At 36.5% G+C, this 14,151-nt stretch carries 14 protein-coding genes; 11 read left to right on the top strand and 3 right to left on the bottom strand.

Annotated features, from left to right (window positions below; translation table 11 throughout):
- Window positions 1-80 precede the first annotated feature (80 nt).
- The 5 genes from RDW05_RS00805 (at window position 81) to RDW05_RS00785 (ending at window position 2,730) form a co-directional block, all read left to right on the top strand.
- A complete protein-coding gene (locus tag RDW05_RS00805) occupies window positions 81-620 on the top strand; it encodes a hypothetical protein (protein WP_307977488.1) in 540 nt (179 codons plus the stop codon).
- A gap of 84 nt (window positions 621-704) precedes the next feature.
- Entirely contained in the window at window positions 705-950 is a 246-nt protein-coding gene (locus tag RDW05_RS00800; protein WP_307977487.1) for a type II toxin-antitoxin system Phd/YefM family antitoxin, read from the top strand.
- Window positions 951-1,153: 203 nt separating this feature from the next.
- Window positions 1,154-1,747 carry a type IV toxin-antitoxin system AbiEi family antitoxin domain-containing protein gene (locus RDW05_RS00795; protein WP_307977486.1) on the top strand — a complete coding sequence of 198 codons (594 nt, stop codon included), beginning with the start codon at window positions 1,154-1,156 and terminating at the stop codon, window positions 1,745-1,747.
- The gene (locus tag RDW05_RS00790; RefSeq protein WP_307977485.1) at window positions 1,744-2,571 is read left to right on the top strand and encodes a nucleotidyl transferase AbiEii/AbiGii toxin family protein; all 828 of its coding nucleotides are present in this window, start codon (window positions 1,744-1,746) and stop codon (window positions 2,569-2,571) included. Before RDW05_RS00795 ends, RDW05_RS00790 begins: the two co-directional genes overlap by 4 nt.
- Before the next feature lie 30 nt (window positions 2,572-2,601).
- The gene (locus RDW05_RS00785; protein ID WP_307977484.1) at window positions 2,602-2,730 is read left to right on the top strand and encodes a hypothetical protein; all 129 of its coding nucleotides are present in this window, start codon (window positions 2,602-2,604) and stop codon (window positions 2,728-2,730) included.
- A 448-nt stretch (window positions 2,731-3,178) separates the two neighbouring features.
- On the opposite strand, the gene RDW05_RS00780 is transcribed toward RDW05_RS00785, so the two are convergent.
- The 3 genes from RDW05_RS00780 to RDW05_RS00770 form a co-directional block, all read right to left on the bottom strand.
- On the bottom strand, window positions 3,179-3,331 hold the full coding sequence (locus RDW05_RS00780; protein ID WP_307977483.1) for a hypothetical protein: 153 nt from the start codon (window positions 3,329-3,331) through the stop codon (window positions 3,179-3,181).
- A 174-nt stretch (window positions 3,332-3,505) separates the two neighbouring features.
- A complete protein-coding gene (locus RDW05_RS00775) occupies window positions 3,506-3,841 on the bottom strand; it encodes a nucleotidyltransferase domain-containing protein (protein WP_307977482.1) in 336 nt (111 codons plus the stop codon).
- Between the two features lie 182 nt (window positions 3,842-4,023).
- The gene (locus RDW05_RS00770; RefSeq protein WP_307977481.1) at window positions 4,024-4,323 is read right to left on the bottom strand and encodes a hypothetical protein; all 300 of its coding nucleotides are present in this window, start codon (window positions 4,321-4,323) and stop codon (window positions 4,024-4,026) included.
- Window positions 4,324-5,113: 790 nt separating this feature from the next.
- Between RDW05_RS00770 and RDW05_RS00765 the strand changes: the two genes are divergently transcribed.
- The 6 genes from RDW05_RS00765 (at window position 5,114) to RDW05_RS00740 (ending at window position 14,133) form a co-directional block, all read left to right on the top strand.
- Window positions 5,114-5,710, top strand: a complete 597-nt coding sequence (locus RDW05_RS00765) for a recombinase family protein (RefSeq protein WP_307977480.1) — start codon at window positions 5,114-5,116, stop codon at window positions 5,708-5,710.
- Between the two features lie 60 nt (window positions 5,711-5,770).
- Entirely contained in the window at window positions 5,771-7,321 is a 1,551-nt protein-coding gene (locus tag RDW05_RS00760) for a class I SAM-dependent DNA methyltransferase (protein WP_307977479.1), read from the top strand.
- A complete protein-coding gene (locus RDW05_RS00755; RefSeq protein WP_307977478.1) occupies window positions 7,321-8,505 on the top strand; it encodes a restriction endonuclease subunit S in 1,185 nt (394 codons plus the stop codon). The genes RDW05_RS00760 and RDW05_RS00755 overlap by 1 nt, the downstream gene beginning before the upstream one ends.
- Window positions 8,506-8,577: 72 nt before the next feature.
- Window positions 8,578-9,573 carry a site-specific tyrosine recombinase/integron integrase gene (xerA, locus tag RDW05_RS00750; protein ID WP_307977477.1) on the top strand — a complete coding sequence of 332 codons (996 nt, stop codon included), beginning with the start codon at window positions 8,578-8,580 and terminating at the stop codon, window positions 9,571-9,573.
- Window positions 9,574-9,644: 71 nt separating this feature from the next.
- Entirely contained in the window at window positions 9,645-10,688 is a 1,044-nt protein-coding gene (locus tag RDW05_RS00745; RefSeq protein ID WP_307977476.1) for a restriction endonuclease subunit S, read from the top strand.
- A 61-nt stretch (window positions 10,689-10,749) separates the two neighbouring features.
- A complete protein-coding gene (locus RDW05_RS00740) occupies window positions 10,750-14,133 on the top strand; it encodes a DEAD/DEAH box helicase family protein (RefSeq protein ID WP_307977475.1) in 3,384 nt (1,127 codons plus the stop codon).
- The last annotated feature ends 18 nt before the right edge of the window (window positions 14,134-14,151 follow it).

The following is a 14,151-nucleotide window of genomic DNA, read 5'->3' as shown; positions in this document are numbered from 1 at the left end:
CATTATCATGTGTAATTTTTATAAAAAATCATAGACTGGCATATCATGCTCTGCTATAATAAAGGCAAGGAGGGGATGAAATGGATGCACAGGTATTAATGACGCTTTTATTTGCTGAAGGATTGCTGGGATGTTTATTGTCTATTCGTTATCTAGAATTAAAAATGACATTTTCATCGTACATTTGTATTAACAAATCTGGCTATGGCATTTTGTGGAGAAAAAGGAAGCTAGAAAAAATATATGATATCGTTTTATTTTTGATTAGCTTAGGTTTATTCATAATCCCAATAAAAATGCAGTTTTATACTGATACTAATTTGTTGTATAAGCTGTTGTTTTTAGATTTTGTTGTGATATTTATACTAGCTCGGATGAATGTTGTCTTCGACAAGACTTTAGTCCATAATGTCCTCTTGCATTTGTTGATAAGAATTGAAAAAGAGGATATTGTGAGACGGTTTACCTATTCAGAGGCTGAAGATATTTTGGCTGATTATAGAAAAACATTGCCGTGGTACAATGAAGGCCTTACGATACTAGCATGCACTCCGTTGTTCAACAAGCTGCTATTGGAAGAGCTACACTATGTAAAGTATAGATATTGTGGGCATTGGTGAGTTTGGTAAATATAGCGCGTTGGTATATATGAACAAATTCACTGATTTTGCCTTAAATTCTTGAAGCAAAGGGAGCCTGTAACGATGTTAGCTATAAACTACTCTACTCTCAAAAACAATTTAAAAGATTATTGTGAAGAAGCAAGTGATAATAATCAAACTATTATTGTTACTCGTAAAAAATCAAAGAGCATTGTTATTATGAGCTTGGATAATTATAATCAGCTTATGAAAAATGTCCGCAATGCAGAATACCTTGCTAAGCTTGATAGAAGTATAGAGCAAATCAAGAACGGCTTCGGTCAAGTACATGAAGAAAAGAACCTTTAGATTATAGGAATAAGCTAAAACAATAAAAAACCAGGCGATATTGTCGAAATCAAATTAGTAGAGTTAGTATGAAAATGCCGACTCCTTTTTTTGCCCAGCGGTATGTCCTTATTAAATATTTTTCGAATGATTGCTCCACCCTGTTGACTTACATCGTAATTATAAATATAATATTATTGAGTTGTTATAATTGAGGTGAGTCTATGGATTACATGACTGAACTTACCGCTATTGCAAAATCGCATGGCGGAATTATCAAAACGAAAATAGCAACACAACATGGCATCTCCAAAGCGATGCTTTATAAGTTGTGTAAAGAAAATAAAATACATCGCATTGTAAAAGGTCAGTACATTCTTCCCGATGATATGCAGGATGAGTTGCTAGCGATCAGTAATCGTTCTGAAAGAGTAATATTTTCTCATGAAACAGCCCTTTACCTTCATGGGATTTCCGACAGAACTCCATTCGAGCATACGGTTACTGCACCGTCCGGTTGTATTCCGTCTGCGGCAATCAAAGCTGAATGCAAGGTATATTACATCAAACCCGAACTATTTGAGCTTGGCAAAACAACGATGAAGACATCTGCAGGAAATGATGTTACCGCATACGATCTTGAACGCACGGTCTGCGATATAATCCGCAGTCGCAACAAGTTGGGAACAGAAACTTTCCTTGCGGCATTAAAACTGTATGCAGCTAACCCAAAGAAAGATTTGAATAAACTAAACTCTTACGCAAAAAAGATGCGAGTGTCTAATATCCTGCGTCAGTATTTGGAGGTGCTTCTGTGAGTAAAGCAATGAGTCTGAAAGCAAAAATTCGCAATATTGCCAAGCAGAAAAATATTCCTGCACAGGTCATTTTGCAGAATTATATGTTTGAACGTTTGCTCGTCCGTTTGTCTGCTTCTGAATACAAAGAGAAGTTTGTATTAAAGGGTGGGATGTTGGTAGCAGCGATTGTTGGTCTCGACAACCGAGCAACAATGGATATGGATACCACACTCAAAAACCTTCCCCTAACACCGGAAGCAATTCGCAGTGCGTTGGAAGATATCTGTGACATCGCATTCGATGACGGCGTTGTGTATGAAATTGGCACAATCTCTCCCATCCGTAAAGATGACATTTACGGCGGATATCGTGTCATGCTAAATGCCAGGTTTGATATTATGCTGACACCGCTTAGCATTGATGTATCCACCGGGGACGTAATTACGCCTCAGGCGGTGCAGTACAACTTCTCCGAGATTTTTGATGACGAGAAATCATACGAGCTGTGGGCATACAACATTGAAACAGTTATGGCGGAAAAGGTGGAAACCATTTTGCGACGCGGCATATTCAACACCCGTCCAAGAGATTTTTACGATGCTTATATACTGACTACAACGCAGAAATTTGATATTGCGGTCTTTGAGGATGCATTGAAAGCAACGGCAAATCACCGCGGTACTACAAATCAGATCGCAGATGTTCCAAGTATTCTTCATAACATTGAAGAAAGTCCGGAACTCAAAACGATGTGGGATAAATACCGCAAGCAGTTTTCCTATGCAAAGGATATTACGTACGAGCAAATTATGGATTCCATAAAGGCTTTGCTCAAATATTAAGCATGTAGATAATATTCGGAGGGGAATAGCATGAATAACGACCTTCTTAAAAGATATATTGATGAACAACCTACAAAGATTATAACAAAGCTCGATTTTGCAACAGGAAAACTTTCCTATGATAAGATTGCTTGTAAGCGTCAAACAGGCACCCGTTAAAACGTCCCCATGTGAAAAAAGACCGCCGGCGGCGGTCTTTTTTCACATTCAAATTATTTCCCTCTCGTAAATTGCAAGAACAAGTTGCAGCTTGGTGTTATGAGCGACTGTTTTTATAGAGTTATCCATTAATCTCACCAACTCTCATGAAGTCTAGTTTGTAGTTCCATGTAGTTGCCTAGAAAAATCTGCGCAAACTTCATGTCTACGCAGATAGTATACTATTAAATTGTGAGATTGGTAAGCCGTGATTTTATTTGACGCTTACTCTACTACGCGCTCAGATGCGTGAAATGCGGCACTCTAGTCAATACCAAAAGAAAAGCTCGTAAAAGCAGGCTATTATGAGTTAGCGAGCAATTACGAGCTTAAACAGATATAAATTTAAAGCGCCCGGTATTGAGCAATATACAGATGAGGGAGATTTACAGCCTAAATAATGAGCAAGTTAATCTGCTTTTTGCTGTTGCTGCAGCTTAGCGTTTTTCGCTTGCTCTTGTTTGTAGGCTTGTTCGAAAAACGCAGCTCTTTCTTCAGCTTGTTTTAATTTAGCCTTGAATTTTTCAACTTCTTCAGGAGTATAGGAATATAATATCGGCATCAGAATCACCTCTTTCGTAATAAATAAAAAGGCACCTGTCAAGCTCGACAGATGCCACTGGCTCACACAGCCAGGCACGACCTCAACGCATATGCGAAGCTACCCGTGCAACTAAGTAAATTATATCATCAGAAGATATTAAGAGCAAGAGTATTTTGGGTACCCCTTGACATATCAGAATGTAGATTTCCATAATACCTTCCCGTCTTTTTTGATGTTTTTGAAAAATGGTGTAATATTACCCCATTCATTAAATTGCTTGTTGTATATCGGGAGCACGGATATAACTTTATTGTATTTCAGTTCTAAATCCACAACAAATTCAATCATCTCATCGTGCATTTTATCCGTATAATCGTCAAGAATTACCGCTATATCTATATCTGATTCTGATGTTGCTGTCCCGCGTGCGACAGAGCCGTATAATATTATTTCTTTGACATTAGGAACAGTAAAGGTTTGAAGTAATTGTGGTATAAGATCAGAAATGAGCATGTCTATGTTATTCATGGCACAGTCTCCTTGATATTCTTTGTATCTTTAAGCCATTTATAATATCCAGAAAGAACTTTTGGTTTGCCGACACAGCCAATATGGCAACAGGAAGCAGCATAATGTACAGCTTGATAAAAGCGCCTTTATATCATCAGAAGATATTAAGAGCAAGAGTATTTTGGGTACATTGAAGTATCCTATTTGCCTTTAATTATGTCAGTAAAATCAGAGATATTATCAATTTTAAAGGCTTTGAGAGTTACTAAAGAAGATTTGAGCCAGGTAATCTTAGATAACTCCTGGACGAGCATGTAAAGCAAGGTCAATTGATTTTTTGACGATGTGCATACATAAACATTATTTGTTAAAGGTTTAAATTGGAATTGAGCCATTAAATTACGTATATTACTTAAAGCTTCATCGTATGGTAGTGATAAATTTGTTTTGTCGAAATCTAAAATAATCGCATATGCAGATTGCAAAGATGGTAAATTCATAGTAGATAAACACCTCCGTTTGACTTCGTAATTTAAAGAATAGCGCAGCTGGCCCGGTAAGTCAAGAGCTTTTCAGCTACGCTGCGCTTCGCTGAACTCTGCTCTATGACTTACTGTGTCAGCCACGCTTATGATTTAAGCATCTTAAAACAAAAGGAGATGTCTGAAGATGGACTATTATGGATTGAATTTAACAACACCGACAATTTCAGAGGTTGGATTTAGCGAAGCAAGGAAGAGTTTTGAGCTACAAAAGAGAGAAGAAGCGTTTATGAATTTTAATAGGTGTACTAGAAATAGATTTGTCAGGGAACGATTATATTATCGACAATATGGGATATGTCCTTATTGTGGCAAACAGCTGCCTTATTATATTCAAGGTGTATGTGTACATCACATTAATTATTTGAGGTGTTGTTGCATACCAAATGAAAAAATTAAAGTTAATATCCCGCATAACGGTAATCGGTGTAGCGAAACAGTACCAAATTGTGAGTGGTGCTTTTTTAGGTTTCCCAACGAAGCCGCGGAATGTTTAAAGAGACTAGTATTATTGCATAGTGAATGTCATAAAATGTTGCATGCGCAAGGAAGGGATAATACATAAAAAAGGTATGTGTAAATAGGTAATGCCATGTTATTGTATCAAGAGTTTATATTGGGGTGCGTTCAAAAATGTACACATTACGGAACTTATAAAAAACATGGACAAACACGTTCGGAAATGTTAGTATTAGCTTATAAGAACGTTCAACTTTTTTTAAAAACTTTTAGGAACGGAGGAGTTAGTTTGGCTAATATCGCTTATATCAGAGTTAGTGCTCAAGACCAAAATACTGGACGACAACACCAGTGTTTTGATAATGCGCATATAAATCTGGACAAGATTTTTGAAGAGAAAGTTAGCGGTAAAAATATTACAGATAGACCGCAGCTAAAGAAAATGATGGCGTATTTGCGTGAAGGTGATGTTTTATACATCGAGAGCATAAGTCGCTTGGCTCGTAGCACTAGTGACTTTTTGAATATGATGAAAGCTTTGAGTGCTAAAAAAGTTAGCGTTGTTAGCATAAAAGAAAATTTCAATACGTCAACACCACAAGGAAAATTTGCTTTGACTATGTTTGCAGCCTTATATGAACTTGAAAGAGATAGTATAAAGGAGCGTCAACGTGAAGGGATTAACCTATGCCTTGCTGAAAACAGACCTTACGGAAGACCAAAGGCCAAGCTTAGTAATACATTTCCTACTAACTATAAACGTTGGAAGTCTGGTAAGATAACAGCTGTTGAATTTATGAAGCTTGAAGGTTTGGCTAAAACCACTTTTTATAAAATGGTGAAAAATTTCGAGAAAGACCATCAAGATAGACAAATTTTGGCATAGTAAAAAGGTATATTTTTTATAAGGTGGAGAAGATTTTAGCCGTATAGGGAGGATATTTGCATGATTACAGGTGTGATTAAAAATAAGATTGATAAAATTTGGGAAGATATTTGGGCTGCTGGTCTCACTATGCCGTTTAAGGTTATAGAGCAGATTACATATTTGATGTTTATTCGTAAGCTGGATGAGAAGGAAATCGACAACGAAAAGCGAGCTAATTCATTGAGAAGACGTAATCCTAACGCTAAGGTGGAAATGATTTTTCCGCAAACTGCTTCTGGACAAGGGATGCGTTGGTGTAATTTTAAAACCGCCGATCCGGAAGTTATCTTTAATACTATAAGAATTAAGGTTTTTCCGGCTATTAGAGAAATGAAGTATGGCCAGTTGCCAGATGTTGATGAAATTGGTAAAATTATACCCATTCCTGATGATCCTAATAAAGACCAGAGAATTCAAAGTGCATTTTCTAAATTTATGAAAGACGCTTTGTTTGAATTGCCAACACCGGAGGTTTTAGTAAAGGTTATTACTGGATTAGATGATCTTTACCAACATGATATTGGTGAATTGGATATGCAAGGCGATCTTTACGAGTACATGTTGAGTAAAGCTGCTTCTTCGGGTACGAATGGTCAATTCCGTACGCCTAAGCATATTCGTGATATGATGGTCGCTCTTATTGATCCGAATCCTGATGATACTATTTGTGATCCTGCTTGCGGCACGGCCGGCTTTTTGATTTCGTCTGCTGAACATATTCGCACTAAGTATGGCGAACGAATGACTGACGACCAATGGGAACGCTTTAATAGTACGACATTTTCAGGCTTTGATACGGATAATAGTATGCTGCGCATAAGTGCTATGAACTTAATGCTGCATGGCATTACCCATCCTGAGCTTGATTATAAGAACAGTGTATCTGAGAAGAACGATATTGATAGCGAATATACTGTTTGCTTGGCAAATCCTCCGTTTAAGGGTACTGTAGACGCAGAGACTATCAGCACTAGCTTAAAGGCTGTTACAAATACAAAGAAAACGGAATTGCTTTTCTTAGCGCTCTTCCTGCGTATGCTGAAAAAGGGTGGTCGTTGTGCCTGCATTGTTCCTGATGGCGTATTGTTTGGCAGCTCTAAAGCTCATAAAGCTATGCGTAAGGAATTGATTGAAAAGCATGTTTTACAGGCTGTTATTTCTATGCCATCAGGCGTATTTAAGCCATATGCAGGTGTTTCTACAGCTATTCTTGTATTTATGAAGACTGGGACTGGTGGCACTGAAAATGTATGGTTCTATGATATGGAAGCTGATGGTTATAGCTTAGATGATAAGCGTAATGAGGTGAAGGAGAATGATATTCCTGATATTATTACTCGCTTCCATAATTTAGAAGCAGAAAAAGAGCGAGAGCGTACCGAAAAGAGCTTCTTTGTAGCGAAACAGGAAATCATTGACAATGACTATGATTTATCTATTAACAAGTACAAGAAGGTTGAGTATGTACCTGTTGAATATCCACCGACAAGTGAGATTATGGCAAATCTGAAAGCAAGACAGATGGAGATTGACAAGGGGCTGGCTGAACTTGAAAGGATGTTAAAATAATGGCTAAATTAATAGATATTACAGGGAAAGCAATATCTGGTGAATGGGGTACAGATGATTTGGTAGGTAATGGTGTTCCTGTTTTAAGAACAACAAACTTTACTAATATCGGTGTTATTAATTTTAACAATGTTGTTACTAGACAAATTGTTAAAAAATCTATAAGCGAAAAGTTGTTGAGATATGGCGATATTATTATAGAAAAGTCAGGCGGTAGTGATAAACAACCAGTAGGGCGAGTTGTGTTTTTTGAAGGAGAGGAGAACAAATATTTGTTTAATAATTTTACTGGCCTTTTGCGAGTTAGAGATTTTTGTGAATGGAATCCCAAGTATATATTTTATTCCCTCTTTGCCAACTATGCGAAAGGTGGGACAATACCTTTTGAAAACCGTACAACTGGACTTCATAATCTTCAAACTGATAGCTATGTCAATAACGTTATGATTGTGGAACGTAAAATTGAAGAACAGACTGATATAGTAACAATCTTGGACAAAGTAAACCAATTAATCAATTATGAAAAAAAGCAACTTGAAGATTTAGATATTCTTGTCAAATCACGGTTTATCGAGATGTTTGGTGATCCTGTTAGTAATCCTAAAGGTTGGATTTTGAAAAAACTTTCAGATTTAGGACAATTTAAAAACGGAATAAATTTTCATTTTGATGATGCCGGTATAGAGATATATTGTTTAGGTGTTGGTAATTTCAAAAACAATGATGTTTTAAATAACATGAAAGAATTATCTCTGATTTCACTAAGCAACCTACCATCAGAAGAATATTTTTTACATGATAATGATATAGTGTTCGTTAGATCTAATGGAAATAAAGCTCTTGTAGGACGTTGTTTAGCTGTATATCCTGGGGAGGTACCTGTGATTTTTAGTGGATTTTGTATTAGGTTTAGAAAAAATAATGACAGTATACTAATTCCATATTTATTACATATATTGAAATGTGAATCAGTAAGGAGAAAATTAACAGGACGTGGAGCTAATATTCAAAATTTAAATCAACAAATTCTTGGAAATCTAATTATACCTCTGCCACCGCTTGAGTTACAAAACAGATTTGCCACGTTTGTTATTGAAACCAACAAATCGAAATTGGCAATCCAGCAAAGCTTAGATGAATTGGAAACATTAAAGAAATCGCTCATGCAGCAGTATTTTGGTTAATTAGTGAAGACTTTTTACCGTCTGAATTTTTATATGTGGTTGAAGGAGGACGGTCGAAAGGATAGAGAACTAATGAACGATGAAATTATTACTCAGATTTTGAGGAAGATGTTGCCGTATTTAGAAAATGAGCAGATGAAGATTTTGCAGGAGATTTTGCAGCACTCTTTTTATGGGTTACAGATAAGCAGGGTTGAAGGCTATATTAAGCAAGAAGAAAATGTTGAAAATAGTGAGCTGCTGCAGAAGTTTATTGCTTCCAAAAGAGTGGAGGGATGTAGCGAAAAGACGCTACATTATTATGAGAGCACAATCGTTAAAATGTTTGCTTTGTTGGATAAGCATGTATATAAAATACGGACTGATGATTTAAGGCAATACCTTGCGGATTATCAAAAGCTCAATAAGTGCAGCCAGGCTAACATAGATAATATTCGTCGAATCCTTTCTAGTTTTTTTGGATGGCTTGAGGATGAAAATTATATTCTGAAAAGTCCCGTAAGACGTATTCACAAAATAAAGACGGACAAAACAGTTAAAGAAACCTATACGGATGAAGCGTTAGAAGAATTACGTGATCACTGCACTTGTCTTAGAGATTTAGCTTTAGTTGATATGCTTGCTTCAACCGGCATGCGTGTTGGAGAGTTAGTGAAACTGAATAGAGCAGATATTAATTTTGATAATAGAGAATGTATTGTCTTGGGCAAGGGCAGGAAAGAACGCCTAGTATATTTTGACGCTAGGACTAAAATTCATCTGAAATCATATCTTGCTGAACGACAGGATGATAATGAGGCATTGTTTGTATCGTTATTGGCTCCACACAATAGATTGAACATCAGTGGTGTAGAGATAAGACTACGTAAATTAGGACGAACATTAGGAATCAATAAGGTACATCCGCATAAGTTTAGGCGTACTCTGGCTACCAAAGCCATTGATAAGGGGATGCCAATAGAACAAGTACAACGCCTGCTAGGTCATTCGAAAATTGATACAACAATGGAATATGCTATGGTAAATCAGAATAACGTAAAAATATCTCATAGAAAATACATATGCTAAAAATATAATGGCTATATTACTTAGGCTACTGTTTTCAAATCACGGTTTGTAGTGGATTTAGAGGAGGTAGCATGAGTCATAAGTATGTTTTGCTTAAAGAAGTGTGTGAAAAAGCTTCTTCTAATATTGCCCAAAAAGACTTAGCTGAATGTGATGGAATATATCCTATATATGGAGCTAGTGGATATATAAAAAGTGTAGATTTTTTTCAACAAGCCAAAGATTACATTGCTATCGTCAAAGATGGGGCTGGTATAGGAAGAGCGATGAAATTGCCGGCTAAATCTTCCGTTATAGGCACGATGCAGTATATTTTACCAAATGATAATATAAATATATCATACTTATACTACGCCATTTGTTCAATGCATTTAGAAAAATACTTTAGTGGTGCTACAATACCTCACATTTATTTTCGCGATTATCAAAATGAACAGTTACCTTTGCCAACCTTAGAAGAACAAGCTAAAATTGCAAATGTTTTTGGTAGGATAGATTATTTTATAAAAAAAGAAAAAGAACAATTAATCAATTTGGATGAGCTAGTTAAGTCACGGTTTATCGAGATGTTTGGGGATCCTGTAATTAATTCTAAAGGATGGATTACTAAAAGATTACCAGAACTTGGAACTTTGAGTAGAGGAATGTCTAAACATAGACCACGTAATGCTCCGGAACTTTTAGGAGGCCCATATCCATTGATACAGACAGGTGATGTTGCTAATGCAGATGGATATATAAAAGAATATACATCCACTTATTCTGAATTAGGGTTTAGGCAAAGTAAGATGTGGCCTAAAGGTACTCTTTGTATTACTATTGCTGCTAATATTGCTAAAACTGCTATATTAGAATTTGCTTCCTGCTTTCCTGATAGCATAGTTGGGTTTAACGCTTATAGTGCTGTTACAAACGAGTACATACATCATTGGTTTACTTTTGTTCAAAGGATAATTGAAGAACAAGCTCCCGAATCAGCACAAAAGAACATAAATATGAAGATATTAAGTGATCTTAAGGTGATGGTTCCGGATAAAAATATACAACACGAATATGTTGACTTTTTAAAACAAGTCGACAAATCGAAATTTGTTGTTACTGCTAAATTTCAATAAACTAGAAACTCTTAAAAATTTACTCATAAAGCAATACTTTAACTAATAAGGGGATGACAATATGGCTAATTTCTCATTTTTAGAAGGACAGAAAAACTACAAAATGTTTGCTTTAGCAGCTATTGAAGCAGAAAAAGTTTATACTTCTAGTCCTGCTATGTGTGCTATTGGCTGCCGGAAGGCTTTAGAATTGGCTGTGAAGTGGGTTTATGCAGTAGATAAGACCATAGATATGCCTTATCGCGATAATCTGCAGTCTTTGATTCATGAGCCTTCATTTAAAGACGCTTTAGGCGAGGATACATGGAAGAAGTTGCCTTATATTATTAAGCTTGGGAATTTAGCTGTACATACAGGAAAAAATGTGAGTCCGCAAGAGGGAATTTTCAGTTTGAAGGGCTTATTTGAGTTTGTTCAATGGATCGATTACTGTTACGGAGACAAATATGAGGAACGTACTTTTAACGAACAAGATGTTCCTAATCAACATGTTGAGCTAGATATTGAAAAAATTAAAAAGCAAGAAAGCCTGGTTGTAGCTAAAGACGCACAGATTAAGGCTATGGAGCAGAAACTTGCTGACATGGCTGATGCCCTTGCTAAAGCTAAAGCAATTAATGTAGAGCAACGTAGCTTCAGCTCTGATGGGATTTCGGAGTATGAAACACGTAAGCGTTATATTGATTTAGATCTTAAGCTGATGGGCTGGACCTTTAAGGGAGAAGCTGGCTATAACGTTATCGAGGAATACGAAGTCAATGATATGACTAATGTTCTTGGGCAGAAAGGCTTTGTTGATTACCTGCTTTTTGGTGATAATGGCTTACCGTTAGCTGTAGTTGAAGCTAAAAGGACATCTTTAGATCCGAAAAAAGGCAAGAAGCAAGCTGAACTTTATGCTGATTGTATTGAAAGAAAGTTTAAACGCAGACCTTTTATTTTCTATACTAATGGCTTTGAAACCTATTTTTGGGATGATGTATCCATGCCGGAGAGGTTAGTAAGTTCTGTCTTTAGTAAAGAAGATCTGGAAAAGCTTATGAATCGTCGTTCGTCAGCGGTCGATCCAGGAACAATCCAAATTGATGAGAATATTAGTGGACGACATTATCAGATAGAGGCAATACGTGCCGTATGTGATGGATTACGCAATAAAAGTCGAAGACATTTACTTGTAATGGCTACTGGTACAGGTAAAACTAGAACCGCTGCCAGTTTGACGGATGTTATGTCTAAAGCTGGACAGGTTACCAACGTACTGTTTTTGGCTGATCGTAGAGCTTTGGTTAGACAGGCCAGGGATGCCTTCAAAGATTATTTACCTAAAATGCCGCTGTGTAATTTATGCGAGAATAAGCAGGACTTTAACTCCAGAATAGTATTTTCTACGTACCCGACTATGTTGGGTGCTATTGATGATACAAAATCAAAGAATGGTAGTCTTTTGTATACGCCGGCACATTTTGACATGATAATTATTGATGAAGCACACCGCAGTATTTTCAAAAAATACAAGGTTATCTTTGACTATTTTGATGCAATCCTGGTTGGATTGACAGCTACGCCAAAGACCGAAGTAGATAAAAATACCTATGAGTTCTTTCAAATGGAAGATAACGTACCGACATTTGCTTATGAATATGATACAGCAGTAGAAGAAGGCTATCTTGTGCCTTATTATAACTACGAGGTAAAATCAAAGTTTGTAAGCGAAGGTATTGATTATGATCAGCTGTCAGATGATGATAAAAAACGTTATGAAGATGATTTTACCGAAGATGGTACTAATGATATGCCTGAATATATTGCCGAAGGGTTGATAAATAAAATAGTATTTAACCGTGGCACTGTTGACAGGTGTATTACTGATCTTATGGAGCGAGGTATTAAAATCAACGGTGGAGATAAGCTTGGCAAGAGTATTATTTTTGCTGCCACAAAAGAACATGCAAGATATATAGTTGAGCGTTTTGACAAATTATATCCACAATATGCTGGACATTTTGCATCTGTTGTAGTATGTGAGGATGATTACGCACAGAGCATTATTGATGACTTTAAAGTGCCAGATAAGAATCCCTTTATTGCGGTATCTGTTGATATGATGGACACAGGTATAGATGTTCCTGAGCTTGTAAATCTTGTGTTTTTCAAAAAAGTTCACAGTAAAACTAAATTCTGGCAGATGATTGGTCGTGGTACTCGTCTTTGTGAAAATTTGAACTGTGTAGATTCCAGAAATGGGGAGTATGAAGACAAAAAGTATTTCTTTATCTTCGATTATGGGCAGAATTTTGAGTTCTTTAGAGCTAAAAAGAATGGCGTTGAGGGCAACAAGATTATATCGTTAACTGAAAGCATCTTCATTAAACAGATAACGTTGATAAAAGCCATGCAGGAGCCTGTATTTGCTGAAGAAAAGTATCAGATGTTCAGAAATGAGCTTATTGATATTGTTGTTAGGCAGATACTAGCGCTTAATAAGCAGTCTGTTGTTGTGCGCTTGAAACGTAGATATGTAGAGGCCTATAACAGTAAAGAGGCATTCCGGTACCTTAGCAGTGAAGCTGTTGGAGAGCTTTGTAAAGAGATTGCACCATTAGTATATAACGAAGAACAAGATGAATACGCAAAACGCTTTGACAACTTTATGTATGGCTTGATGATAGCATTTATTGAGAAACGTAACTCTTTTAATTCGTGTAAAAATCAGCTAACGAAGACAGCGGAAATGTTAGAGGGAAAGTCTGGCATACCTCAAGTTAAGAATAAGTTGCCTGAAATTAAGCTGATCCAGAGCGATGAATACTGGAAGGCTAATGACATTTTGCTGTTTGAGAATACGAGGAAAGAACTGCGTGACCTTATTCAGCTGCTATATGATGGTAGGAAAACTAAAATAATCAAAACCGTTCTTACTGATCCGATTGTGGAGACGAAGGAAGGGGAAGTACTGCCTATAGTACAGGATTTTGAGAACTATAAGAAAAAAGTTAACCGTTATATTGAAGAAAACAAAGACAGCCTGGCTATTTTCAAGCTTACACATAATAAACCAATTACTGATGCGGAATTACATGAGCTGCAGAATGTTTTCCTGAAAAAATTAGGAAATGAAGCAGATTATAAAAGGGAGTTTAAGGATACTCCTATTGGTATTTTGGTTCGCAATATAGCTGGTATGGATAAGGAGTCTGTTAGGGATGCTTTTACAAGCTTCATCAATAGCCAAAAGCTTAACCAGAATCAAATAGTGTTTGTAGAGAAACTGATTGATTATGTTTGTGCTAATGGATATGTAAAAACAGATGAAGTATTAGAAAAAGCGCCATTTGATAAGCCCAAGACAATATACAATATTTTCGAAGGACCGCAGCTCGATGAGATCTTCGATATTATTGATAGCTTCAAGAGAACTGCGATGGTAGAAGATATTGCCGGTTGATGTGAAATGAGGAGATGG

The organism is uncultured Phascolarctobacterium sp. (genome assembly GCF_902463975.1).
GTDB lineage: Bacteria > Bacillota > Negativicutes > Acidaminococcales > Acidaminococcaceae > Phascolarctobacterium_A.
The sequence above is the reverse complement of the archived record's forward strand: the minus strand, read 5'-3'. Positions and strand labels throughout refer to the sequence as shown.